Source organism: Nocardioides sp. (assembly GCF_025964975.1).
Classification (GTDB): domain Bacteria; phylum Actinomycetota; class Actinomycetes; order Propionibacteriales; family Nocardioidaceae; genus Nocardioides.
This window is the reverse complement of record NZ_JAOPXV010000207.1, coordinates 1-23,379: the sequence shown is the minus strand read 5'-3', so window position 1 is coordinate 23,379 and position 23,379 is coordinate 1. Positions and strand designations below refer to the sequence as shown.

Here is a 23,379-nt window from a genome sequence, read left to right as displayed (position 1 = left end):
CCTCGACCTCTGGTTCAAGAAGATGGAGCAGGCGGACGGAGGACCACGCGCGGAGACTCTGGGGTACTACCGCTCCCACGTCCGCTGGATCCTCGACCCCGACAAGACGGAGCACCCGCTCGGCGCTCACCAACTCCGGCACGTGCGACCGGTGATCATCCAGGCCGCGCTCGACAGCGCCGGCGTTTCTCCCGACCTGCGCAAACGCATTCGCAGCGTCCTCGTGCGCGCGTTCAACATGGCGATCTTCCACGAGGCCATGACGGCAACCCGGCCACGGCGGTCCCTTCGGTCCCTGTGCCACGAAACAAGAAGAAGCCTGTTCCCCGTGAAGGACCTGGACGCCGTGCGCGCCGCCATCCGCGAGTGGGCCAACGCCGAGAAGCGGAACGGTCCGAAGAGCGTCGACCTGCCCGACATCGTTGAGATGCTTATCGCCACCGGCATGAGAATCGGCGAACTGCTCGCCCTTCGATGGTCCGACATCGAGTTGACGCCGCCGCCCGAACGGCGGGACGACGACGGGTGGTTCCCGTGGTTGATGGTGAACGGCCAGATCACCTCGAAAGGCAAGCGGGTCGACTACGGCAGGACCCACGCCGCGATCCGCCCCATCGCGCTCCCGGACTGGGCTGCGGCGCTGCTACGCCGATGCAAGGTTGCCCAGACCCCCAACGACCTCGACGCAGTGTTCATCACTTGCAACGGCACCTGGCTCTTCCCCACCACCGTCCAAGGCCGGCTGCGCCACATCCGTCTGCTCGATGACTACGCCGCCCTCGCCGCGCTCCGCGATGTCTCGCCCCACTCGTTCCGCCGAACCGTGGCCACCGAGATCGACGAGGTCTACGACGCCGAGGCCGCCATGAACCAGCTCGGCCACACGTCGAAGGCGGTCACCGAAAGGCACTACATCAACCGACGGCTCGTTGTGCCCGACTACCGGGCCGCCACCGACCGCCTTACTCCCGGCCCGAGACGAGCGATGGGCCGACTCCCGGGCTTTGAGAGTCCCTCGGCGGTCACGAATGACCTCCCGGTCCGTGGACGCTCTCTGAGCCGTCTACGGGCCGTTCTGCGCGCCCTCAGGCCGTCCCGACAGGCCGTCCCGACAGGGCGCGTGAGGCGTCGCAACCCGAGCCCGAGAACTCAAAGTGAGCCCAAAGTGAGCCTTAAGGCCCGTTCTCGGGACTCACGCCCGAGGGCCCAGATCACATCACCGCAGGTCAGAGCCGCTTTTCGTGAGCAATGCGACGCATTCGACGTGATGCGTCATCGGGAAGAGGTCGAAGGCCCGCAGGGTCTCCAGCCGGTAGCCGTGCTCGGCGAAGATGGCGACGTCGCGAGCCAGCGCGGCCGGGTCACAGGCGACGTAGGCCACGGCGCGGGGTGCTCGGGCGACCACCTGCTCCACCACGGCCCGCTTCGCGCCCTCGCGCGGCGGGTCGAGGACGACGAGGTCGAAGATCTCGTCGTACGCCGCAGCGAGCACCCGGTCCACCGAGCCGCACTCGACGACGGCGCCCTCGTGGGTCGAGAGGTTCTCCACAGCGTGTTGCGAGGCGGGGCGGTCCCCCTCGATCGCCACGACGCGTGCGCCCGTCCCGACGGCGTCGGCGATGAAACGGGCGAACAGCCCGACCCCGGCGTAGAGATCGAGCACTCGCTCCCCGGGCTGGGGCGAGAGCAGGGACAAGACCGTCGAGACGAGCACCGAGGGGGCACCGGGGTGCACCTGCCAGAAGCCGTCCGGCTCGACGAGGAAGTCCACTCCCAGCACGTTCTCCGCGATCACAGGGCCCGGGGTAGGTTCTCGCGCCGAGACCTGCGCGATCAGGCAGTCGTCCACCGGCACGACCCGGCGTGATCGGTGGGCGCGGAGCCCGCGGAGGCCGTCCGCGGTCGTCGCCCACTGCATGCGCGTACGCCAGCGCAACCCCTCCTCGTCCCCGGGGACCTCCTCCACCTCGACGTCCAGCTCGAGCCCGGCCAGCCGACTCAGCTGCTCCGACACCACGGCCGCCTTCAGCGCTCGCTGCCCAGACACCGTGACGTGCTGGAAGTCGCAGCCGCCACACAGGCCCGGGCCGGAGAATGGACACGGGGCCGCGACGCGGTCCGGCGATGGGTCGAGCACCGAGACCGCATCACCCCGCCAGAAGCGATCGCCGTCAGTGCCCTCGGTGATCTCGAGGATGACGCGCTCGCCGGGGAGGACGTGCCGGGTGAACACCACGCGCGACTCGGGCGCTGGGAGCCGAACGATGCAGTGTCCACCGTGCGCCACCGGTCCGACGACTGCCTCGAACCGCTGGCCGACGCGGGAGTCGCCTCGCTCCTTGCGCGGTCTGGGACGTCGATTCATGCGTCGATCTGCCGGTCTCGATCGGTTTCGTAGTTGTCGCGCAGGACCCGGCCACGACGGAGGTCGCCCGCCTGCACACGCTGGTCCTCACGCGTTCCGCGCTCCTCGGCGATCTGGGACGACCGCAGCTGGTACGGCACCGAGGTGACCATGACGCCTGGCGTGAAGAGGAGTCGGCCCTTGAGCCGGAGGGCGGTCTGGTTGTGCAGGAGCTGTTCCCACCAGCGACCGACGACGTACTCGGGGATGTAGACCGCCACGACTCCGCGTGGGCTGGCCCGACGGATCTCCTGGGCGTACTCGACGATCGGTCGCACGATTTCGCGATAGGGCGAGTGGAGCACCTTGAGCGGCGTGTCCAGGTTGCGTTCGTCCCACTCCTCCAGCAGCCGGTTGGTCGCCGCTGCGTCGATGGAGACGTAGATGCCCTCGAGCACGTTGGGACGCGTCGCCTTCGCGAAGGCCAGGGCGCGCAGGGTCGGCTTGTGGAGCCGCGAGACGAGCACGATGGCGTGCACCCGGGTCGGGAGCACCTTGTCCTGCTCATCTGCCGCGAGCTCTGCCTCGACCATCGCGTAGTGGTTGCCGATGCTCTTCATGATCAGGAAGAAGATGCCCATCGCGATGATCGTGATCCAGGCACCGGCGAGGAACTTGGTGGCCAGCACGATCACCAGCACCACTGCCGTCATGCCCAGCCCGAACGTATTGATCGCGCGCGAGCGCATCATGCGGCGTCGCATCGCCGGGTCGGTCGTCTGCTTCAGGTGGCGGGTCCAGTGGCGGATCATCCCGAGCTGGCTGAGGTTGAAGGAGATGAAGACACCGACGATGTAGAGCTGGATCAGCTTGGTCGTCTCGGCGTCGAAGACGACGATCAGGAGCACCGACATGGCCGCGAGGAAGACGATGCCGTTGCTGTAGGCGAGGCGATCACCTCGCGAAGCCAGCGAGCGCGGCGCCAGACCGTCCTGGGCGAGGATCGAGCCGAGCACGGGGAACCCGTTGAAGGCGGTGTTGGCGGCCAGCACAAGGATGATGCCGGTCACGGTGATCACGAAGTAGAACCCCGGCGGGAAGCCGTCGAAGACCCCGGCGGCGATCTGCGAGATGACCGGGTGCTGCTCGTAGCCGCGTGGCAGCACTCCCCCGGCGGCACTGCGCAGCCGCTCGATCTCGTGCGGGTCGACGTAGCGGATGCTCATCTGCCTGGCCAGGACGATGACGCTCATCATCATCGTGACCGCGATCAGCGCGAGCATGAGCAACGTGGTCGCGGCGTTCTTGCTCTTCGGCCGCCGGAACGCCGGCACCCCGTTGGAGATGGCCTCGACACCCGTCAGCGCGGCACACCCCGACGAGAAGGCTCGCGCGAGCAGGATCACCATCGCCACCTGGGTCAGCGGGCCGTCCCAGCCCTGAGCAGGATCGATGGTGAGGTCGGCGCTCTCGGCCAGCGGCAGGTCGCCCACCAGCAGCCGGGTCAGGCCGTACGCGCACATGCCCAGGATCGCGACCATGAACAGATAGGTCGGTACGGCGAAGTAGGCCCCGGACTCCCGGACCCCGCGCAGGTTCAGCGCCGCGAGGAACACCACTGCCACGCTGGCAGCCGTTGCCTCGTGGCCGATCAGGGCCGGGATCGCCCCTGCGGCGTACTGCGCAGCCGAGGAGATCGACACTGCGACGGTCAGCACGTAGTCGACGAGCAGGGCACTGGCCACGGTGATGCCGGCGTTGCGCCCGAGGTTGACCGTCGCCACCTCGTAGTCACCGCCGCCGGACGGGTAGGCATGCACGGTCTGCCGGTAGGACGCGACCACGGTGATCATGACGATCGCGACAGCCAGCCCGATCTTCCAGCTCCAGACGTACGCCGACGCGCCGGCCACGCTGAGCATGATGAAGATCTCGTCCGGCGCGTAGGCCACTGAGGAGAGCGCGTCGCTGGCGAACACGGGCAGCGCGATGCGCTTGGGAAGGAGGGTCTCGCCGAGCTGACTGCTGCGGAGCTTGCGTCCGAGCAGGATCCGTTTCGATACGTCGCCGACACCCACGAGGGGACAGCGTAGTCACGGGCAGCAGCTTCGGACGCACCCGCGGCTCGACGGGCATCCGTGGCGGCAACCCGCTGGGATACGGTTCGCTCGTGCACGTCGTCATCATGGGCTGTGGCCGGGTCGGTTCGACCCTTGCCCGAAGCCTCGAGGATCGCAACCATACGGTCGCCGTCATCGACAGCGACCCGGACGCGTTCCGTCGCCTGGGTCCGTCGTTCAACGGCGACAAGGTCACCGGCTACGGCTTCGACCAAGAGGTCCTGGAGAAGGCGGGCGTCCGTCGCGCTGATGCCTTCGCGGCGGTCTCCAGCGGTGACAACTCCAACATCATCGCGGCCCGGGTGGCGCGAGAGACGTTCGGGATCCAGCAGGTCGTGGCCCGCATCTACGACCCCGGCCGCGCCGAGGTCTACCAGCGGCTGGGGATCACCACGGTCGCCACGGTGAAGTGGACCGCCGACCAGGTGCTGCGACGCATCCTGCCCGCGGGCGCCGAGCCCGACTTCCGCGATCCGTCCGGCACGATCCGGCTCGACCACATCCAGGTGCCCGAACAGTGGATCGGTGAGCGCACGATCAACTTCCAGGAGCAGTCACGCAGCCGCATCGCCTGGATCGACCGCCTGGGTGAGGGCATGATCCCGACCAGCGAGACCGTCATCCAGGAGGGCGACATGCTCCACCTCGTCATGCGCGAAGAGGTCGCGGCGCACGCCTACTCCGTGCTCGACCGCGGACCGGAGGAGCAGTAGAGATGCGCGTAGCCATCGCCGGAGCCGGCGCCGTCGGGCGCTCCATCGCTCGCGAGCTCATCGGCAACGGTCACCAGGTGCTGCTGATCGACAAGTCCCCCGCCTCGATCCGTCCCGAGCGGGTCCCCGACGCGGAGTGGCTCCTGGCCGACTCCTGTGAGCTCTCCTCGCTCGAGGAGGCGCAGTTCGACAAGTGTGACGTGGTCATCGCCGCGACCGGGGACGACAAGGTCAACCTCGTGACCTCCCTGCTGGCCAAGACCGAGTTCGGTGTGCCGCGCACGGTCGCCCGGGTCAACCACCCCAACAACGAGTGGCTGTTCACCGAGGCGTGGGGCGTGGACGTCAACGTGTCGACCCCGCGCATCATGTCGGCTCTCGTCGAGGAGGCCGTCAGTGTCGGCGACCTGGTCCGTCTCTTCACGTTCCGCCAGGGCAACGCCAACCTCGTCGAGATGACGCTGCCGCCGGAGTCGCCCTACGTCGGCACCCCGAGCGGGCTGGTGCCCTTCCCCGACAACTGCGCACTGGTCACCATCTTGCGCGACGGGCAGGTCTACACCCCCAGCGGCGAGCAGCTGCTGGAGGCCGGTGACGAGCTGCTGTTCGTCGTGCCGGCCGACGTCGAGGAAGAGCTCGAGCGGCTGCTGTCGCCCACCAGCCACGGCGGCTGAGCCCCACACAGCGGCACCACCGGCCCACACCATGGACCGCAGGTCGGGTCAGGTCGCGGGAGCCACCGGCGTCTGGTTGCGGGTGAGGAGCCAGGCCATGGACGCCAGCGCGGCGATCTGCAACGGCCACCCCAGGCCGATCTTGAGAGCCCCGAGGATGGCGACCGCCGTGTCGGGATCGATCGAGCCGGAGTTGCCGGCGAGCCAGATGGGAGCCTGGAGGGCTACCCGCAGCAGGCACGGCAGCACGAGGAGCCACGTCAGGCGGGTGCACAGCTTCACGACCTGCTTGTCCTGGTGCCAGGCGGTCGGGTCGCCGGTGACGCTGCCGACCATGAAGCCGACGATCGGCCAACCGACCAGGCAGGTCAGGGCCAGCACCACGGTGTAGGCCGAGTTGTAGAGGATGCCGGGCAGGAAGTACGCAAGCGCCTGCTCCTGCTCGGAGCCGCCACTCGCCGCCGACCTGGCCACGAACAGCCACCCGATACCGATGCCGACCATCGCGTTGACCACGAACTGGACCGACGAGCGCTGGACCACACGGATGATCAGGAGCAGCACGGCCGCCGACAGGCTCACGGCCAGGGCGAGGTTGAGCTCGCGGGTGGTGAGCCACAGGACCGTGAAGGCGATCGTCGGGACGGCCGCCTCGACCATGCCGCGTCGCCCGCCGAGGGCCTCGGTCAGCTGGCGGCGTACGACGGCCTCGACCGTCTCGACCGTGGCAGGGGCCTCCGGCGTCGCAGCCTTGCTCATGGGATCAACTCGTATCGCGGGTTGAACAGGACGCGGTGGCCGGTGGCCGAGCCGATCCGGCCCTCGACGCGCATCGCCCGCCCGGGACCGATGCCCGCGATCCGCCGCCGACCCAGCCACACGATCGTGATGACTCCACTGCCGTCCTCGAGCTCGGCCTCGAGCGCGGGCACACCGCCACGCGGTCGCAGCGTCACGGTCTTGATGGTGCCGCGCATGGTCACGCGTTCGCGGTCGGGCGCCTCTCCGATCGGCACGTCGCCGGCCGCAGCGTGGGCCGCGCGCAGGTCGCGCGCGTGCGCCTCGCCGCTGTCCGCCCACCGCGACAGGCTGCGCCGCAGACGGCTCTTGTTCTCGGCCACGACCTCGTCACTTCACCCGTCGTGCCTGCTCGGGCAGCGTGGCCGGCAGCGGCTCACCTACGGGCATCGCACCGGTGCCGCGGCGTACGACGACCTGCGCCAACGCGTCCTCCCACTCCCCTGCCTCCTCGGGCTGCACCGCCGGCCGGCCGAGGAAGGAGGCACGCAGCATCCAGCGCTGGCCGTTGATGCCGACGATCCGGGTGGGCTGCAGTGCCACTTCGCCGTCGGGCTTGCGCACCGGCATCTGAGCGACGAGCTCGGTGCCGAAGCGGCCCTCGCGCTCCTCGGCGCTACCACCACGTCCGACGATGTCGTCGAGGATCTGCGGTCGCACCGTGCCCCACAGGTCGCCGTTGCGGGGTGCGGCGAAGGCCTGAAGCTCGAGCGCGCCGTCCGGGCCCGCCAGCATCACGGCCTGGACGGTGCCGCTCGGCTCGTCGACCTGGAGCCGCAGCTCACGCCCTTCACTCGGGGTGATCAGGAGCGAGCCGAGGTCGACGCGCAGGACGCTGTCGTCCTGGACCTGGGACTCGTCGAAGGGGCCGTCCGTGCGCGGTCCGGCCGAGTCCCCCGGGGCCGCCGGGTCATCGGGGGCATCCGCACTCGACTGGGCGACGGGTTCGGAGGTGGGCTCCGACTTGCGGCGGAACTTCACGTCAGTCACTCCATTCGTGGTGCTGCAGGTCCGGGCTGTGGCTGCTCACAAAGGAGCGAAGCCACCGGTAGAACCGTAGCCCCCTGCACCTCGTCGGGAGTCGGGGAGTGCGTCGACCTCGACGAAGCGGGCGCGCTCGACGCGTTGGACGAGGAGCTGGGCCACCCGGTCACCGCGCCTCAACGTCACCGGCAGGTGCCGGTCGTGGTTGACCAGCAGCACCGTGATCTCACCGCGATAACCGGCATCGACGGTCCCCGGCGTGTTGACGATCGACAGCCCGTGACGAGCCGCCAGGCCGGAGCGGGGGTGGATGAGGGCGACGAACCCGTGCGGCAGGGCGATGGAGATGCCGGTCGGCACGAGTGCTCGCTCACCCGGCGCCAGGGTGACGTCCACCGTGCTGTGCAGGTCGGCGCCGGCGTCGCCGGGGTGGGCATAGGACGGGAGCGGGAGGGATGGATCGAGGCGGACGATCTCGACGTCGAGGTCCGTGGAGGGCTGGTCGGGCACCCGCGGAATCTACCCGCCAGCGGCGGCTCCCGGGAGCCCGCCTAGGCTCTGTGGCGTGGAGTTCGCGGAACGGCTGAGCGTGCCGCTGCGCTGGTGGGTGCAGGGAACCATGATGGTCGCCACCCTGTGGCTGGCCCTCGTCGTCGCGGTCCCCCTCACCGTCGCCTGGGTCGTGACCGGCCTGGCCTTGGCAGTGCTGAGCGCGCTCTTCGTCTCGTACGGCGCAGCGCGGGTCAGCGTCGGTGACGGCGTGCTGCGGGCGGGTCGTGCACAGATCGCGACCGACCACCTCGGTGCTGTCACGCCTCTCGACCCCGAGGCCATGCGTCTGCAGGCCGGGCGCGACGCCGATGCCCGCGCGTTCCTGCTCCTGCGTCCCTACGTCAAGCGCGGGGTGCGGGTGGACCTCCACGACCCGAGCGACCCTGCGCCGTACTGGCTGATCAGCTCGCGGCACCCCGATCGGCTCGCGGCCGCGCTGGCCGCCTCGGCCCCCAGCAGCCCGCAGCGGCCCGGATCCTCTGGATAGGGTGGCGCCATGGCATCTGGATCCAGCAGCAAGGTATGGACGGCGTTCTCCCTCGCCTCGGCGCTCGGCGCGGCGGCAGTGGCCCGGAAAGGCCTGAACACCACATGGCGTGCGGCGACGGGCAAGAACCCGCCCGCCAACCCGGCCGACCCCGACGTCGACGTGTGGGAGGCAGTCGCATGGGCGGCCTTCAGCGGCACGGTCATCCAGGTCGCCCGCATGCTCGCCGGCCGCAAGGCGGCGCACTACTACGCCCGGTCGACCGGTCACCTGCCGCCCGGGCTGCGCCCGCAGGACCGGGACGCCGATGACGCCCCTCCTCAGGTGACCTGAGCAGGACGCCCCTCAGGGGACCTGAGGAGGACGTCCCGCGTCACGACTCACATGCAGTCGCGGCAGACCAGCTTCTTCTCGTCCGCGAGCTGCGAACGGTGGTGCACCAGGAAGCAGCTGCGGCAGGTGAACTCGTCCTCCTGCCGCGGCATCACCTCGACAGCGAGCTCCTCGTGCGACAGGTCGGCGCCGGGCAGCTCGAAGGATTCGGCCGCCTCGGTCTCGTCCTCGTCGACCTTGCCGGAGTTCTTGTCGTGCCGACGAGCCTTGAGCTCCTCGATGCTCTCTTCGCTCTGGTCTTCCTCGGTCTTGCGCGGCGCGTCGTAGTCAGTAGCCATTTCGTCCCTCTCACCCTCAGCACGAGATCCTGCGGCGGGATCTCGTCATGCTCGTCGGCGCCAGATTGTGCACCATCGACGTGGAGGCCGCTACGGCGGTCCCGTCATGACCCGTGAACAGAAGATGTGTACTCCCTATTCCCGCCCGTCCCGGGCGAGGAAGCCGGCGCTGCCCAGCGCCTCGACGAAGCTGTCCCAGCCGGCCGCCGGCGTCCCGGCGACGAGCCCGCGGGAGGCGGCACCGGGGACGGAATCGGCCAGCCGGCCCGCCAGCAGGCCGAACCGTCCGCCGGCCTCCGTCAGGACGAGCGCGCCGGCGCTGTAGTCCCACGGCTGGGGCCCCTCCTCGACATAAGCGTCGCCACTGCCGTCGGCGACATGGCACAGGTCGAGGGCACAGGAGCCCATCCGGCGGATGTCCCGCACGTGCGGCAGCAATGCAGCCACACAGGCGCCCTGGTGGGCACGCACGTCCCCGCGGTAGCCGAAGCCGGTCAGCACGAGGCGTTCGGACAGCGGCGGGCTCGGGCGTACGGCGATGGGCCGGCCCTCGCGCGTCGCGCCGGCGTCCAGCGCTGCGGCGTACTCGACGCCCGAGGAGCCGTTGATGACGACACCCGCGACCACCTCGCCCTCGACCTCGGCGGCGATGGAGACGGCCCAGTCGGGCAGCCCATAGAGGTAGTTGACCGTGCCGTCGATCGGGTCGATGACCCACCGCACGTCACTCGTGCCGGGATGGTCGTCGCCCTCCTCCCCCATGATCGCGTCGTCGGGACGCTCGGCGAGGATCCGTCGCCTGATGAGCTCCTCGCACCTGCGGTCGGCCGCGGTGACGACGTCCACCGCGCTGGTCTTGGTGTCGGCGACCTCGATCCCGCTCTCCCGCATCGACCTGGCCAGGGCCACGGCCTCCCGGCCGACGACGAGCGCCAGGTCGCGCAGGTCGAGGCTGAGGGCGGACCGCGTGCTCACGCGTCCTGTCCGCACAGCGCCGGGCGCTCGCCTCGGGGGTTGGGGCAACAGCCCACCGCGCAGACACCCGACCAGGGCGGCATGGACCCGACCGTCTCCGGCTGCACCGGCTCGCCTCGCTCAGCCGCAGCACGCTCCAGCAGCAGGTCCCGCGCCATCGCGACGAAGCGAGGGTCGACGCCCGGGGTCGCGGCCCGGGCCGCCTCCAGCCCGAGCTTCTCGGCCGTGGCCAGCGCCTCGATGTCGAGGTCGTAGATGACCTCCATGTGGTCGGAGACGAAGCCGATGGGGATCAGCACGACGGCCTTCGTCCCGGTGGCCGCCAGCGCGTCGAGGTGGTCGTTCACGTCCGGCTCGAGCCACGGGGTCCTCGGCGAACCCGAACGTGAGCAGTAGACGAGGTCGTGCCGCCGGCGCCGTCCCGTCTGGTGCCGCAGCCGCGCGCTCACCTCCTCGACTGCGCTGAGGTGCTGTCGCACGTAGGCGTCACCGTCGGGGCCGCTCGTCCGCGCCATCTCGGTGGGGATGGAGTGGGTGACGAAGACCAACACGGCATCGTCGCGCACCTTGTCGGACAGCTCGGCCAAGGAGGTGAGGGCGGCGTCGACGACCGGTTCGATGAAGCCCGGGTGGTTGAAGTACTGGCGGAGCCGGTCGAGTCGGGGCGCCCCCTCGACCTGGGCGACCGCGTCCGCGAGGTCCTCGCGGTACTGCCGGCACGAGGAGTAGGACGAGTAGGCCGACGTGGTCAGGACCGCCGCGCGTCGGATGCCGTCGTCGCGCATCTGCGTCATCGCCTCGGTGAGGTAGGGGTCCCAGTTGCGGTTGCCCCAGTAGACCGGCAGGTCCATCCCGTTGCCCGCGAGGTCGTCGCGGATCGCCGCCAGCAGTGCGCGGTTCTGGTCGTTGATCGGGCTGCGGCCGCCGAAGAGGAAGTAGTGCTCCCCCACCGCCTCGAGTCGCTCGCGCGGGATCCCGCGGCCCCGGGTGACGTTCTCCAGGAACGGGATCACGTCCTCCGGCTTCTCAGGCCCGCCGAAGGAGAGCAGCACGAGCGCGTCGTACGGCGAGACGTCTGGACCGTGCGAGGAAGACATGGCGTCAGCGTAGTGACCGCCACCTACATCACTAGGCTCCTCGGCATGGCTCCGTGGACCAACTGGGCAGGCACCGAGACCGCAGCGCCCGAGCGGGTCGTGGCGCCCCACCACGTGCGGGAGATCGTCGACGAGATCGAGCGCTCCCGCGCCCGCGGTCGCACGCTGAAGATGACGGGCACCGGCCACAGCTTCACCGGCATCTCCGCCCCGGTCGACACGATGGTCCGGCCCGACCACTTCACCGGCATCGTCGCCGTCGACCGGGACGCGATGACGGTCACCGTGCGGGCGGGGACCCCCCTGCACGTCCTCAACCAGCAGCTGACGGGCCTCGGCCTGTCCCTGCACAACATGGGTGACATCGCCGAGCAGACCCTGGCCGGCGCCACCTCGACCGGGACCCACGGCACGGGCGGGACGGTCGCCTCCCTGTCCGCCCAGATCGAGGGGTTCACGATCATCTCCGGCCAGGGCGAGGAGATCACGGCGTCGCGGGTGGACTCGAGCGACGTGTTCGCCGTCGGTCGCGTCGGGCTCGGGGCGCTCGGGATCCTGACCGAGCTCACCGTGAAGGTCGAGCCGCTCTTCGCCCTCGAGGCGCACGAGCAGCCGATGACGTGGGACACCGCGCTTGCGACGTACGACGAGCTGACCGCGGACCACGACCACGTGGACGTCTACTGGTTCCCCCACACCGAGCACGCACTGGCGAAGGTGAACGACCGGCGGACGGACCTCGACGACATCCGCCCGCTCAGTCGCTGGCGGCACTGGCTCGACGACGAGCTCCTCTCCAACACCCTGTTCGGGATGATCACGAGCCTGGGCACCAGCGCTCCCGCGGCCGTGCCCGTGCTCAACCGGCTGTCGGGCCGGGCCTTGTCCGAGCGTACGTTCAGCGACGTCGCCCACCGGGTCTTCACGTCGTCGCGACGGGTGCGCTTCAAGGAGATGGAATACGCCGTGCCGCGGGAGGTGGGCGTGGAGGCACTCCGTGAGGTGCGTCGGGTCATCGACGCCTCGACGTGGCGGATCGGCTTCCCTATCGAGGTCCGCACCACGCCCGCTGACGACATCGCGCTGTCCACGGCGTCGGGTCGCGAGTCGATGTATCTCGCGTTCCACGTGCCGGTCGGCGCCGACCACACGGACTACTTCACCGGCGTGGAGGACGTCCTGAGGCACTTCGAGGGACGCCCCCACTGGGGCAAGATGCACACCCGTGGCGCGGACGAGCTGTCGTCGCTGTACCCACGCTTCGGGGAGTTCCTGGCCGTGCGCGACGCGCTCGACCCGGACCGGGTGTTCACCAACCCCTATCTGCGCAGCGTGCTGGGCGACTGAGGCACGGCGTCCTAGACGTTGGCCGGGCCCCTGGGCTTCGGAGCGCGGATGTCCAGCACCACCGCGAGCAGCCGGAGCACCAGGCACACGCCAAAGCCGGCGAGGGCGACCAGGGCGAAGGGCTGGTCGAAGTGGTCCAGCACCACCGCGATGGCGGCGCCCAGCAGTGCCGGGGTGGCGTAGAGGCTGCCGCTGAAGACGACCGGGGGGCGACTGGCCAGCACGTCGCGCACCATGCCGCCGCCGATCCCGGTCACCATCCCCATCAGCGCCGCCGGCACCGGTCCGAGGCCGTACTCGACCGCCTTCAACGCCCCCGTGACGCAGAACAGGGCCAGTCCGAAGGCGTCCAGGACGTTGACCACGGGCTCGAGACGGCCGAGGGTCGGGTGGAAGACGAAGGTGACGACGCCTGCGGCGACCGGCACGGTGAGGTAGCGCCAGTCCGTCAATGCGGCGGGCGGCGTCGCGCCGATCAGGACGTCCCGCAGGAACCCGCCGCCGAGACCGGTGGTGCCGGCCAGCACGAGGACTCCGAACACGTCGAAGTCGCGGCGTACGGCGACCAGCGCGCCCGAGATGGCGAAGACGAAGATCCCGAGCAGGTCCAGGACGACCAGGGCGGCCGCCGAGTCGGGGATCCAGTCAACGGCGGAGACGAAGGGAAGCACTCCGCGAACGCTATCGGCAGGCACGCCGCTCGCGTGCCGTCCCCCACGCCCACGCTGGCGTAGGGTCGTGGTGACCGGAAATGGCGGGTCGAACCACCAGATCTCCACTCATCACAGCTAGGAGTGCAGCATCCATGGCGCACCTCACGCTTGCGGGACGAAGCGATGACGGCAAGCGCCTGCTGCTGGTGAGTGACAACGGAGCCGAGTTCACCCTCGACATCGACGCCCCGCTCCGTGCCGCCCTCCGCGGCGAACATTCCCGCATCGGCCAGTTGGAGATTCAGATGGACAGCTCTCTTCGCCCCCGTGACATCCAGAACCGCATCCGGGCGGGCGAGAGCCCCGAGGCAGTCGCCCAGGCCGCGCAGACCACGGTCGAGAAGATCATGGCCTTTGCGGCTCCGGTCATCGCCGAGCGCGCCCACGTCGCCGATCGTGCGCAAGGGTCCTCCCTGCGTCGCAAGACGGGCGACACCGGTGCTCGCACGCTGGGAGAGGCCGTCGGAGCCCATCTGCGCGGCCTCAACGTCGACCCCTCGCAGGTCGAGTGGGACTCGTGGCGGCGTGAGGACGGCCGCTGGACGCTCGCGGGCTCCTTCAACACCCCGCAGCGCCGAGGGACTGCGACGTTCGCCTTCGACCTCCGCGGCAGCTTCGTCACCTCCGAGGACGCCGACGCTCGCTGGCTGGTCGGCGAGGAGGTCGCCTCCGCGGCGACCAAGTCGTCGCGCGACGACCTCCAGCAGGCGCGGTCGCGCCGACTCAACGCAGTCCCGGCTGACGAGCTGCCGCTGGGCGAGGACGCCATCGGGCTCGCCGCCGCCGAGCGCGACGACCCGGGGCACGACGACCCGGGGCACGAAGACGAGGCTGAGGTGAGTCCGACCGAGACCACCCTGGACCTGACCGAGGCGGGCCTTCGCGCCGATCGTGCAGACGAGTCATCGTCCGACGACGCCGAGACGGCCGAGGAACCTCACAGCGGCACTGCGGCGGACTCAGCGTCGAGCGACCCGGCTGCGGACGAGCCGGCGGCCCGTCGGCCGGCCCGGAAGGGCCGTGGCCGCGCGTCGGTGCCGAGCTGGGACGAGATCATGTTCGGCGGTCCGAGCGACTAGCGCCTCGTCAGGCGGGCGCCGGGACACTAGTGTCCGGGGATGTCATACTTCCTCACCGGTGCCACCGGTTTCATCGGCCGCCACCTCGTCGAGGAGCTCCTCGATCACCGCGAGGGTGACATCTTCGTCCTCGTGCGGTCGGGCTCGAAGGCTCGTCTCGACGCACTGGTCGAGCACTGGGCGACCGACCGGGTGATCCCGGTCGTCGGTGACCTCGGGCAGGACGGTCTCGGGGTCGACCCGAAGTGGGTCAAGGCCCACCGCGGCCGGATCGATCACTTCTTCCATCTCGCGGCGATCTACGACATGACCGCCGACGCCGACGCCAACGACGCGATGAACGTCGAGGGCACCCGGCACGCGCTCGGCCTGGCCGAGCAGGTCGGCGCGGGCTGCTTCCACCACGTCTCGAGCGTGGCCGTGGCCGGTGACTTCCGCGGAGCCTTCGACGAGACGATGTTCGCAGAGGGCCAGCACCTCCCTTCCCCCTACCACCGCACGAAGTTCGAGTCCGAGGCGCTCGTCCGCGACCGCGCGACGGTCCCGTGGCGCGTCTACCGGCCGGCGATCGTGGTCGGCCACTCGGAGACCGGGGCGATGGACAAGGTCGACGGGCCCTACTACTTCTTCCCGCTGCTCAAGCTGCTGCGCGACAACCTGCCGGCCTGGCTCTCGCTGGTGGGCGTCGACCTGGGCGACACCAACGTCGTCCCGGTCGACTACGTCGCCAAGGCGATGGACCACCTTGCGCACGTGCCCGGGCGCGACGGCGAGGCCTTCCACCTCGTCAACCCGGAGCCCCAGCCGGTGGTCGACACGCTCAACCTGTTCTGCGCCGCCGCCGGTGCCCCGCGCTTCACCACCCCGATCGACCGCCGAGCCGGCAGGATGGGTCCCCTGGCGCTGGTCCCCCACGTGCTGCGGCCCTCGACCATGGTGGGAGCCCTCGTCCGGTCGGCTCCGATGCAGATGCTGCTCGACCAGACGATCGGCCGGGCCGGCATCCCGGCGGAGGTGCTGGGACACACGAACTTCGCGGCGGTCTTCGACTCGCGGCGTACGGCGAAGGCGCTGGCCGGATCGGGCATCGCAGTGCCCGACCTGGAGTCCTACACCCGCGCGCTGTGGGGCTACTGGGAGGACCACCTCGACCCGACGACGGGCACGAGCTCCGCCAACCGTGCCGCCCTCCAGGGCAAGCACGTCGTCATCACCGGCGCCTCCTCGGGCATCGGCCTCGTCACCGCGCTCAAGGTCGCCCAGGCCGGTGGCATCCCGGTGCTGGTCGCCCGCGGCAAGGACAAGCTCGAGGAGACCCGAGCGATGATCGAGAGGCACGGCGGGCAGGCCTACGTCTTTGCGTGCGACCTCTCCGACCTCGATGCCATCGACGCGATGTGCGAGCAGATGGTGGCGGAGCTGCCGTCGGTCGACTTCATCATCAACAACGCCGGGCGATCGATCCGCCGCTCGTTGCGCCTGTCACAGGACCGCTTCCACGACTTCGAGCGGACCATGCAGCTCAACTACTTCGGCGCGATCCGGCTCGTGATGGGCCTGATGCCGAAGATGCAGGAGCAGCAGTCCGGTCACGTCGTCAACGTCTCCTCGATCGGGGTGCAGACCAACCCACCGCGGTTCTCCGCCTACGTGGCGTCCAAGTCGGCCCTCGACTCGTGGTCCAACGTGGTGGCCAGCGAGGTCGTGGGCAACGGAATCACGTTCACCAACATCCACATGCCCCTCGTGCGGACTCCGATGATCAGCCCGACCAAGCTCTACGACAGGTTTCCCGCCATCTCCCCCGCCCAGGCCGCCGGCATCCTGATCCGGGCGATGGTCGAGCGGCCCCACGAGATCAACACCGCGCTGGGCAACGTCGGAGCGGTCATGCACACGGTCGCCCCCAAGCTCACGTTCCGGATCCTCAACATGGCCTACAACGTGTTCCCGGACTCCGCAGCGGCCAAGGGCAAGATACCGGAGGGCGGCGGCACCCGGGAGTCCGAGCAGGTCATGCTGGCCAGGATGTTCAAGGGCGTCCACTGGTAGTCCGGCCCCTAGGCTGGACCGCATGCTGCTGACCGGTCTCGCGATCCACCCCGTCAAGAGCACCGCGATCCGCCCGGTCGGGTCCGCTCGAGTGCTGCTCGGGGGCCTGGAGGCCGACCGCGCCTGGGTCGTGGTCGATGGCGAGGGGGTGATTGTCACGGCGCGCGAGGAGCACGCGCTGTACTCGATCGTCGCCGACACCCCTGCCACGGACCCGTCCGTCGCCTCGGAGCTGCGGCTGCGCGCCCCAGGGATGCCGGACTTGCAGCTCGACCAGCCCACTGGGCACCGTGTCCGCGCGCGGGTGTTCAGCCAGGAGCTCGAGGGCATCCCGGTCGGTCTCGAGGCAGACGCCTGGGTGCAGAAGTCCCTGCGTCGCGACGACCTTCGCCTCGTCTGGTGTGACGACCCCACCCGACGCACCCTGGACCCCGCCTACTCGCGACCCGAGGACTTCACGGCGTACGCCGACGGCTACCCGGTCACGATCGCCTCCGAGTCCTCGCTGCGCCAGCTCAACGATTGGATCATCGAAGGTGCCCTCGAGCGCGGGGAGGACCCGCCCGCCCCGCTGCCCATGGAGCGCTTCCGGCCCAACCTCGTGGTTGACGGCGACGCGGCGTTCGGTGAGGACGGCTGGACCTGTGTGCAGGTCGGAGACGTCCGCTTCCGCGTGGCCAGACCGACTGACCGGTGCGTGATGACGACCATCGACCTCGAGTCGCTCGAGACCGGCAAGGAACCGATCCGCACGCTGGCCAGGCACCGCTTGTTCGACCACAAGACGATGTTCGCGATCAACCTGATCCCGGAGACGACGGGCATCGTCCGGGTCGGCGACGAGGTCGAGGCCAGCTGAGGCTCCACGCAGGCGCGTGCAGCTCGGTCCATCGAACGCGAGACGCCCCCGAAGCTTCACGCAGGTGCGTGGAGCTCCGGGGGCGTCCGATCAGCTGGGGATGGTCAGATGACCTTGCCGGCCTTCACCTTGAGGGTCTTGGCCGTGGTGCCGACCGTGGCCGTGACCTTGACCGAGATCTTCTTGCCCTTCATCGCCTTGGTGAGGGTGAGCTTCGCCTTGGTGGCCTTCTTGATCTTCTTGGTGCCGGCGAACCATTGCAGCTTCGGGGTGATCGTCGCGCCGGACACCAGGGCCTTGTAGTTCTTCAGCTTCAGCGTCGAGCCGACCAACATGTTGCCCGCGACGTCGATCTTGTTCGAGAACAAGATCACCGGTGCGGGGGCCGGAGCAGGTGCAGCGACGACCGGGACCGGGACCGCCGTGATGGGGCCGTAGTTGCCCGTGTTGGCGAAGTCGTAACGCTCCTCGCCGTAGACCTGGACAAGCACGGAGAGCGTCTTTCCGACGTCCGCGGCCGTCGGGACGTAGCTCGTGCCGTACGCACCCTCGATGAACTCCTCGCCGCGGAACCAGTAGAAGTAGGTCTCGTCCGGCGCAGGTGTCCACGAGCCGCCCGTCACAGTCAACGTGCTCCCGACCTGGGGGGTGCCGCTGATGACCGGCATGGCGGTCATCGTGAACGGGACCGGCGCGTGCTCGCCGGCGATCAGCTTCGCGTCGATATTGAGGACGTCCTGGTCCTCTGCGACGACGATGTCGTCGGCTCCGGTGAGGTACCGCTTGTTGTTGTACGCCTCGGAGAGGTAGTCGCCGTCCGGCGTCTCGAACTCGAACTCGACCCGGTACGTGCCACGCGGGAGGTGGCTCAGGGTGTAGCCGCCCGACCCGTTGGTCCTGACCTGGTCGATGCGTTCCCACGCGCCGTTGGCCCGCTCGTACACCAGCACCAGGGTCCCGTCGATCGGCTGGTCAGCGGCGTCCGTGACGGTGCCGGAGATGGTCGACTCGGGGGCGAGCACGGCGTCGATGCCGCCGTCGATCTCCCCGGCGACGACCGCAATGTCCTGCGCCGTGGTCGCGGAGGCCTGGTCGTTGTAGAACTCGGAGGCGTAGGGGTTGGGGTTGAGGCGGTCCCCGAACTCGACCCGGTAGGTACCGGTCGGCAGCGCGCCGAGGTCGTAGTTGCCGGAGACGTCGGTGGAGGCGTACTTCACGGCGCTCCAGTAGAAGTCGTCGGGGCCGTTCGCGACCTTCTCGAGGGCAGCCACGTCGATACCCTCGAGGGCGGGTGCCGGCGTGCCGGGACCCGTCACCGTGCCGGTGATGTGGCCGGCGACGGCCAGACCGACGTCGATCTGCCTGAAAACGTCGACGATCGGGATCGGCTCGGCCTGCTCCATCGTGGCTGCGTTGTTGTAGTACTCCCCCAGGTAGTCCCCGGTGGCTGAGTCGTTGAACTCGACGAGGTAGGTGCCCGACGGCAGCGGGATGCTGTAGTGGCCCTGGAAGTCCGTGGACGTCGCACCGACCCAATCCCACTCAGCCGCAACCTGCTCGTAGACGGTGACGTCGATGCCGTCCAGGGGCTGCATGGATCCGTTGGGTCCGTTGACGGTGCCACCGATGCCGCCGCCGACGGCGTGGGCGGCAGGCATGCAGGCGAAGACGCTGGCAACGAGCGCGCCGGCGAGAAGGACACCGCCGGGGCGGTGCAGAGAGGATTTCAAGGGATCTCCGATGAGAGCGGCCAGGTCGTGAGTCGACAGGCGCTGAGGCGCTGACCATAGATCGGGCCTGTCGGCGGCGTACGCGCTTTGCAGTCCTGGCCGCCTACATGGGTGGGTCCAACTACCTTTCAACTACTTTTTCCCTGCTCGACCTCCCAACCAGTCGGGCACCCTCAGGCGCGTTCGAGGTCAGCCGGGGCCTCGGGACCACTCCACCCCGGAGGTGGACAACCGCGCGCACCGCGGCAGTCCCCACTCGTCGGTGAGGTTGACGTGCGCCGTGACCGAGGGTGCTTCGGGCGCGCCTGCCAGCATCAGCTTGGCCCGCCGGAACATCGTCGCGTCCGGACCCTCGAGCCAGGTGAGGTAGATGAACCGCTCGCCACGCTTGCCCTGCACGACCTGCACGTCACGGTGACTGCCCGGGTTGCGACCCGGCAGCGTGTGAGCCTCGATCCGGATCCTCATCCGCGTTCGACCTCACGGGCCGGGTCGGCGACCCACCCCGACCAGCCGGCGGGGAAGAGCGCGGCCCGGATCCCGGCCACCTCCAGGGCGAGGAGGTCGTGCGTCGCGGTGACGCCGGAGCCGCAATAGGCCGCGACGTCCGCGCCCTGGGTGGCCCCAACGCCCCCATAAAGGACGCGGAGCTCCGCGGCGTCGCGGAAGCGTCCGTCCTGGCCGAGGTTGCGCCCGGTGTCCACGTTGACCGCACCGGGTGCGTGCCCCGCGACCGGGTCGATCGGTTCCACCTCGCCGCGGTAGCGCTCGGGAGCGCGGGCGTCCACGACCACGTCGACGGCGAGCAGGCCGCCAGCATCGACGACCGGCATCGATCCGGGCGTCCCGGCGAAGTCGCCGCCGCGGGTTGTCGGCTCGCCCGCCTCCACCTCCCCGCCCGCACCCAGCCAGGCGCTCCATCCCCCATCGAGCACCCGCACGTTCCGGTGCCCGTAGTGGCGGAGCAGCCACCAGGCTCGGGCCGCTGCGCGGCCCTGCCAGTCGTCGTACACCGCGACCGGCCCGTCCTTGCTGACCCCAGCCCGTCGCATCGCCGCCACGAACACAGCCGGGTCCGGGAGCGGATGCCGCCCGCGGTCGTCGATCGGGTTGCCTGGTGCGTCCGCGAGCTCCGTGTCGAGATCGACGTACGCCGCGCCGGTGATGTGGCCTGCGGCGTACTCCTCACGACCGGGCGGTCCACCCATGCGGTAACGCACGTCCAGGACGGTCACGCGGCCGAGGGACGAGGCCAGCTCGGCGGCCCGGATCAGCTGTGAGCTCACGTCGCCCACCGTAGCGCCGTGTCCGGGGACGAGCAGAGCAGACGATGCGAGGCGGCACCCGGAGCATGTGAAAGGATCCCGCCTCGTGGCTGAACTGCAATTCTTCACCGGCACGATGGACTCGGTACCAGTAGGTAAACTTATTTCTTGCTGGGCAGGTGCTCGTCAATGTCGTTGACGTAGAGACCTAGCAAGTCGCCCTTGGTGATGGCCCCAGAGTGACCGAGATCCTTGCGAATCGCTGTCAGCAGTTCCTCCATCATGAACATGTACTCCATGGGCGGGTGCTTGTCGCCGCCCCGGCGGAATCGGGACCACTTGACCACTACGTCGTTGGAGGCCCAGATCATGAGCTGCGGGGTGATCTTCTTGAAGAACTGCAGAAGGTCAGGTGAAACCTCGGTGGCCTGAGCGTCTTCGCTATCCGTCTCGTCGGATTCAGCCGATGACGAAAAGATGCTCAAGAGGCCTTCGACGAACTCCGTGTACATCGGACCTTCCGCTGCCGCAGTTCAAGGTCGATCTGGTGTCGTCGCTCAAGGTAGCGACCGAGCGTCACACCCAGGACGGACACAAGCGTCGTGGCAGTAGCCGCCACGATGGCAGCGGCGACGGTCGGGTTAACTCCGTCAAAGAGCCATAGCAAACCACTCCTGCCCCAAGAGCAAGCCCGACGCATGTAGCACCCAACACCGCTAGCGCCAGCAGGCCGTTGAAGAATTCTTTCACGAGACAGCACCGTACGCGGAGACACCGACAGCCGGTGTCAGCCGAACGGAAGCGGCTCAGGGGCGAGACTGACGGCCTTGGCCCTTGCGGCGGTGAGGCCTCGGCGGTGGTGCTGTCGACAGAGGACTTCGTAGGCTACGTCAGCGTGCGGCTCGTCCGCGGCTTCAACGTCACCGACGACGACTACTTCGCCCTCTCGAACCATGACACCGTTCTCGGTGCGTGCGTTGTGGGTCGCCCGCTTGCCGCACCAGCACAGCGCCTCGACTTGAAGGACCTCGGTCCGGTCCGCCAGTTCCACCAGTCGAGCAGAGCCGGGAAAGAGGCGCGTTCGGAAGTCGGTGAGGATGCCGAAGCAGAAGACGTCGATCTGCAACTCGTCGGCGACCTTCGCGAGCGCCTCGACCTGTTCCGGTGAGTAGAACTGCGCCTCGTCACAGATGAAGTAGTCGATGCGCGACCCGCGAGTCAGGGCGTCGACGGTGTAGCGCCAGAAGTCGAAGTCGGGCGTGACCTCCAGTGCGTCGTGCGTCAATCCAAGGCGCGAGGAGATGTGCGCTCCACCGGTCCGGTCATGCGACGTGAAGATGCGACCGACCCGACCGCGTGCGGCGTGGTTGTGGTTCGTCTGCAACGCGAGGGTCGACTTGCCAGCGTCCATCGTGCCGGTCCAGAAGGTCAGTTGAGCCACGCGGCGCATCCTCTCATCCAGCAAAGAGTGACGGCGCAGGACTGCCCGCCCGCACTCGGCGATCCCGCGTCCGACCATCTCCTCGGACGCGGGATATTTGGGCGTTCCAGGACAATTTAGGCGAGCGGAGAGCATCCAACCGGAACAACTGTCGGTGGCATCCGGCAGCAAGTGCGCATGCAGGTTGTGGATGAGGACACCCATCGAGTTCTCGCGTACGTAGATGCGCTCAACAGGCATGGGGTCCGGCCTCGTCGTCAGATGGTCAACGCGTTCGCGGACAACCCTGAGCAGCAGTTCAGCGAAGAGGCCGGAATCTTTGCTGTGTTGACTTCGACGCGCTCATCGCTGTCGTCGGTGTTTGACATCCAACGGGTGGCCGATGAGACCTTCTGTCAGTACCTGGCGCGCCTGTCCTGGATCAACGATGACACCGCTGAGGCCGTCGAGTTGACTCCGGCAGGACGGGCACTCCTCAAGGCTCTGAACTCTCCTGCCCTCGAGGAGACCACCGCCGACGTCTTTGAGATCGTGTTGAACCCCGACAATCCGTTCGCTTACGCCCAGGCGCTCAGCGGCCTCTCGACGGTCAAGAATGCGCTGCTGGTGGAGCCATACTTCCGTCTTGATCAGTTGATGGACGTAGCGGAATTCGACAACATCGTTCGGGTGCTCGTCGGGAGCCGCTTGAAGGCGGCCGAATACGACCTGCTTGCGACAGGCATTGCCTCACTCCGGGACGGTCGCTCCATCGAGATTCGCAAGACGGCGGACCTCCACGACCGCTACCTCATCCCCGCTGAGGACGGCGGGGTCTTGATGCTCGGTGCATCGCTCGGTGCGATCGGCAAGAAGGTCAGCACAATGACGACGCTCGGCCAAGTCGCCTCGCGAGCTCTCCGCGACGCTCATGAGCAGATCTGGTGCGAAGCCGAGCCGATCGAACCCAAAAAGCCCGTAGCGCTCCCGCCCGCGCCCACCGAAGCGGTGGACTCCAAGGTTCCCGCCAAAAAGGTTCCTGCCAAGACGACGGCCAGCAAGAAGACCGCCGCCAAGAAGTCAGCCGCGCCACCGAAAGCCAAGGGATAGGGATACCCGCAGACTCGCTGTTCGGAGGCGCCAGAGGCGCTTCTGGCGAGTTCTTATGGCTATGCCTGTGTCTGTGCGGGCGTGACCTTGCCTTCGACACTGACGATGACCGTCTCCCAGTCGTCGTGGCCGATGTTCTTGATGTGACTGCGGACGCCGGCCCCTGTCGTGAGGTGACCGCAGACTCGGCACTGAAGGCGCGTCTTCTGGGTCTTAGGCATCGCCCTCGGAGCAGACGGAGCCAGAGCAGCGACCAACGCATTGTCGGTGGTCCCTGCTTGAGTTGACCTATGACAGCGACCGCCACCACCGCGACTCTGCCGGACTCCCCGGCCGAGGTGCTGGCCGCGATGCGGGCCGAGCAGGACACCCGCCGCGCCTGCGAAGTC

At 68.8% G+C, this 23,379-nt stretch carries 24 protein-coding genes and 1 pseudogene; 10 read left to right on the top strand and 15 right to left on the bottom strand.

Going from position 1 to position 23,379, the window contains the following annotated elements; all coding sequences use genetic code 11:
- Positions 1–22 precede the first annotated feature (22 nt).
- A pseudogene (locus JWN68_RS19430) lies at positions 23–859 on the top strand (site-specific integrase); the annotation flags it as partial.
- Between the two features lie 357 nt (positions 860–1,216).
- Here JWN68_RS19430 and JWN68_RS16585 read toward each other — a convergent pair.
- Together JWN68_RS16585 and JWN68_RS16580 are read right to left on the bottom strand one after the other, a co-directional pair.
- Positions 1,217–2,365: a methyltransferase gene (locus tag JWN68_RS16585; RefSeq protein WP_297740933.1), complete on the bottom strand. Its 1,149-nt coding sequence runs from the start codon at positions 2,363–2,365 to the stop codon at positions 1,217–1,219.
- Entirely contained in the window at positions 2,362–4,422 is a 2,061-nt protein-coding gene (locus JWN68_RS16580; RefSeq protein WP_297740931.1) for an APC family permease, read from the bottom strand. Before JWN68_RS16580 ends, JWN68_RS16585 begins: the two co-directional genes overlap by 4 nt.
- 92 nt (positions 4,423–4,514) lie before the next feature.
- Here JWN68_RS16580 and JWN68_RS16575 point away from each other — a divergent pair, with 92 nt between their 5' ends.
- Together JWN68_RS16575 and JWN68_RS16570 are read left to right on the top strand one after the other, a co-directional pair.
- The gene (locus JWN68_RS16575) at positions 4,515–5,177 is read left to right on the top strand and encodes a TrkA family potassium uptake protein (RefSeq protein WP_297740929.1); all 663 of its coding nucleotides are present in this window, start codon (positions 4,515–4,517) and stop codon (positions 5,175–5,177) included.
- Positions 5,178–5,179: 2 nt separating this feature from the next.
- Entirely contained in the window at positions 5,180–5,851 is a 672-nt protein-coding gene (locus tag JWN68_RS16570) for a TrkA family potassium uptake protein (protein WP_297740928.1), read from the top strand.
- A gap of 48 nt (positions 5,852–5,899) precedes the next feature.
- On the opposite strand, the gene JWN68_RS16565 is transcribed toward JWN68_RS16570, so the two are convergent.
- The 4 genes from JWN68_RS16565 to dut all read right to left on the bottom strand — a co-directional run bounded on the left by JWN68_RS16565 (position 5,900) and on the right by dut (position 8,143).
- Positions 5,900–6,610: a DUF3159 domain-containing protein gene (locus JWN68_RS16565; RefSeq protein ID WP_297740927.1), complete on the bottom strand. Its 711-nt coding sequence runs from the start codon at positions 6,608–6,610 to the stop codon at positions 5,900–5,902.
- Complete coding sequence (locus JWN68_RS16560) at positions 6,607–6,897, bottom strand: OB-fold nucleic acid binding domain-containing protein (RefSeq protein WP_297740938.1); 291 nt, start codon at positions 6,895–6,897, stop codon at positions 6,607–6,609. The genes JWN68_RS16565 and JWN68_RS16560 overlap by 4 nt, the downstream gene beginning before the upstream one ends.
- Positions 6,898–6,979: 82 nt before the next feature.
- Positions 6,980–7,639, bottom strand: a complete 660-nt coding sequence (locus tag JWN68_RS16555) for a DUF3710 domain-containing protein (protein ID WP_297740925.1) — start codon at positions 7,637–7,639, stop codon at positions 6,980–6,982.
- A gap of 36 nt (positions 7,640–7,675) precedes the next feature.
- Positions 7,676–8,143: a dUTP diphosphatase gene (gene dut, locus JWN68_RS16550; RefSeq protein WP_297740923.1), complete on the bottom strand. Its 468-nt coding sequence runs from the start codon at positions 8,141–8,143 to the stop codon at positions 7,676–7,678.
- 55 nt (positions 8,144–8,198) lie between these two features.
- On the opposite strand from dut, the gene JWN68_RS16545 reads away from it, so the two are divergent.
- The gene (locus JWN68_RS16545; RefSeq protein ID WP_297740921.1) at positions 8,199–8,672 is read left to right on the top strand and encodes a DUF3093 domain-containing protein; all 474 of its coding nucleotides are present in this window, start codon (positions 8,199–8,201) and stop codon (positions 8,670–8,672) included.
- Between the two features lie 9 nt (positions 8,673–8,681).
- Entirely contained in the window at positions 8,682–9,005 is a 324-nt protein-coding gene (locus tag JWN68_RS16540; RefSeq protein ID WP_297740919.1) for a DUF4235 domain-containing protein, read from the top strand.
- 47 nt (positions 9,006–9,052) lie between these two features.
- Here the strand turns inward: JWN68_RS16540 and JWN68_RS16535 are convergent, their stop codons facing one another.
- From JWN68_RS16535 to JWN68_RS16525, 3 genes are all read right to left on the bottom strand, one after another.
- Complete coding sequence (locus JWN68_RS16535) at positions 9,053–9,343, bottom strand: DUF4193 domain-containing protein (protein ID WP_297740917.1); 291 nt, start codon at positions 9,341–9,343, stop codon at positions 9,053–9,055.
- Positions 9,344–9,478: 135 nt separating this feature from the next.
- Positions 9,479–10,318, bottom strand: coding sequence for an inositol monophosphatase family protein (locus JWN68_RS16530; RefSeq protein WP_297740915.1), 840 nt, complete (start codon positions 10,316–10,318; stop codon positions 9,479–9,481).
- Positions 10,315–11,415: a ferrochelatase gene (locus JWN68_RS16525; RefSeq protein ID WP_297740913.1), complete on the bottom strand. Its 1,101-nt coding sequence runs from the start codon at positions 11,413–11,415 to the stop codon at positions 10,315–10,317. The genes JWN68_RS16530 and JWN68_RS16525 overlap by 4 nt, the downstream gene beginning before the upstream one ends.
- Before the next feature lie 45 nt (positions 11,416–11,460).
- On the opposite strand from JWN68_RS16525, the gene JWN68_RS16520 reads away from it, so the two are divergent.
- Positions 11,461–12,762, top strand: coding sequence for a D-arabinono-1,4-lactone oxidase (locus tag JWN68_RS16520; protein ID WP_297740911.1), 1,302 nt, complete (start codon positions 11,461–11,463; stop codon positions 12,760–12,762).
- A gap of 11 nt (positions 12,763–12,773) precedes the next feature.
- Here JWN68_RS16520 and JWN68_RS16515 read toward each other — a convergent pair whose 3' ends face one another.
- On the bottom strand, positions 12,774–13,433 hold the full coding sequence (locus JWN68_RS16515) for a trimeric intracellular cation channel family protein (RefSeq protein WP_297740909.1): 660 nt from the start codon (positions 13,431–13,433) through the stop codon (positions 12,774–12,776).
- Positions 13,434–13,567: 134 nt separating this feature from the next.
- Here JWN68_RS16515 and sepH point away from each other — a divergent pair, with 134 nt between their 5' ends.
- Genes sepH through JWN68_RS16500 form a run of 3 tightly spaced genes read left to right on the top strand, consistent with a single transcriptional unit; the run spans position 13,568 to position 17,465 of the window.
- Complete coding sequence (gene sepH, locus JWN68_RS16510; RefSeq protein WP_297740907.1) at positions 13,568–14,554, top strand: septation protein SepH; 987 nt, start codon at positions 13,568–13,570, stop codon at positions 14,552–14,554.
- A gap of 39 nt (positions 14,555–14,593) precedes the next feature.
- Complete coding sequence (locus tag JWN68_RS16505; RefSeq protein WP_297740905.1) at positions 14,594–16,606, top strand: SDR family oxidoreductase; 2,013 nt, start codon at positions 14,594–14,596, stop codon at positions 16,604–16,606.
- A gap of 22 nt (positions 16,607–16,628) precedes the next feature.
- A complete protein-coding gene (locus JWN68_RS16500) occupies positions 16,629–17,465 on the top strand; it encodes an MOSC N-terminal beta barrel domain-containing protein (RefSeq protein WP_297740903.1) in 837 nt (278 codons plus the stop codon).
- A 104-nt stretch (positions 17,466–17,569) separates the two neighbouring features.
- On the opposite strand, the gene JWN68_RS16495 is transcribed toward JWN68_RS16500, so the two are convergent.
- From JWN68_RS16495 to JWN68_RS16475, 5 genes are all read right to left on the bottom strand, one after another.
- Entirely contained in the window at positions 17,570–19,195 is a 1,626-nt protein-coding gene (locus tag JWN68_RS16495; protein WP_297740901.1) for a carboxypeptidase-like regulatory domain-containing protein, read from the bottom strand.
- Positions 19,196–19,384: 189 nt separating this feature from the next.
- Complete coding sequence (locus JWN68_RS16490) at positions 19,385–19,663, bottom strand: DUF5990 family protein (protein ID WP_297740899.1); 279 nt, start codon at positions 19,661–19,663, stop codon at positions 19,385–19,387.
- The gene (locus JWN68_RS16485; RefSeq protein ID WP_297740897.1) at positions 19,660–20,481 is read right to left on the bottom strand and encodes a sulfurtransferase; all 822 of its coding nucleotides are present in this window, start codon (positions 20,479–20,481) and stop codon (positions 19,660–19,662) included. Before JWN68_RS16485 ends, JWN68_RS16490 begins: the two co-directional genes overlap by 4 nt.
- A gap of 140 nt (positions 20,482–20,621) precedes the next feature.
- On the bottom strand, positions 20,622–20,972 hold the full coding sequence (locus JWN68_RS16480; protein WP_297740895.1) for a hypothetical protein: 351 nt from the start codon (positions 20,970–20,972) through the stop codon (positions 20,622–20,624).
- 275 nt (positions 20,973–21,247) lie between these two features.
- Positions 21,248–21,901, bottom strand: a complete 654-nt coding sequence (locus JWN68_RS16475) for a thymidine kinase (RefSeq protein ID WP_297740892.1) — start codon at positions 21,899–21,901, stop codon at positions 21,248–21,250.
- A gap of 177 nt (positions 21,902–22,078) precedes the next feature.
- Between JWN68_RS16475 and JWN68_RS16470 the strand changes: the two genes are divergently transcribed.
- Complete coding sequence (locus JWN68_RS16470; RefSeq protein WP_297740890.1) at positions 22,079–22,990, top strand: hypothetical protein; 912 nt, start codon at positions 22,079–22,081, stop codon at positions 22,988–22,990.
- Positions 22,991–23,379 lie beyond the last annotated feature (389 nt).

What these genes read in the sequence shown, in the direction of transcription:
- JWN68_RS16585 (WP_297740933.1), bottom strand. Translation starts at nt 2,365, where the DNA reads ATGAATCGACGTCCCAGACCGCGCAAGGAGCGAGGCGACTCCCGCGTC.
- JWN68_RS16570 (WP_297740928.1), top strand. Translation starts at nt 5,180, where the DNA reads ATGCGCGTAGCCATCGCCGGAGCCGGCGCCGTCGGGCGCTCCATCGCT.
- JWN68_RS16565 (WP_297740927.1), bottom strand. Translation starts at nt 6,610, where the DNA reads ATGAGCAAGGCTGCGACGCCGGAGGCCCCTGCCACGGTCGAGACGGTC.
- JWN68_RS16540 (WP_297740919.1), top strand. Translation starts at nt 8,682, where the DNA reads ATGGCATCTGGATCCAGCAGCAAGGTATGGACGGCGTTCTCCCTCGCC.
- JWN68_RS16535 (WP_297740917.1), bottom strand. Translation starts at nt 9,343, where the DNA reads ATGGCTACTGACTACGACGCGCCGCGCAAGACCGAGGAAGACCAGAGC.
- JWN68_RS16525 (WP_297740913.1), bottom strand. Translation starts at nt 11,415, where the DNA reads ATGTCTTCCTCGCACGGTCCAGACGTCTCGCCGTACGACGCGCTCGTG.
- JWN68_RS16520 (WP_297740911.1), top strand. Translation starts at nt 11,461, where the DNA reads ATGGCTCCGTGGACCAACTGGGCAGGCACCGAGACCGCAGCGCCCGAG.
- sepH (WP_297740907.1), top strand. Translation starts at nt 13,568, where the DNA reads ATGGCGCACCTCACGCTTGCGGGACGAAGCGATGACGGCAAGCGCCTG.
- JWN68_RS16505 (WP_297740905.1), top strand. Translation starts at nt 14,594, where the DNA reads ATGTCATACTTCCTCACCGGTGCCACCGGTTTCATCGGCCGCCACCTC.
- JWN68_RS16500 (WP_297740903.1), top strand. Translation starts at nt 16,629, where the DNA reads ATGCTGCTGACCGGTCTCGCGATCCACCCCGTCAAGAGCACCGCGATC.
- JWN68_RS16490 (WP_297740899.1), bottom strand. Translation starts at nt 19,663, where the DNA reads ATGAGGATCCGGATCGAGGCTCACACGCTGCCGGGTCGCAACCCGGGC.
- JWN68_RS16480 (WP_297740895.1), bottom strand. Translation starts at nt 20,972, where the DNA reads ATGTACACGGAGTTCGTCGAAGGCCTCTTGAGCATCTTTTCGTCATCG.
- JWN68_RS16470 (WP_297740890.1), top strand. Translation starts at nt 22,079, where the DNA reads ATGCAGGTTGTGGATGAGGACACCCATCGAGTTCTCGCGTACGTAGAT.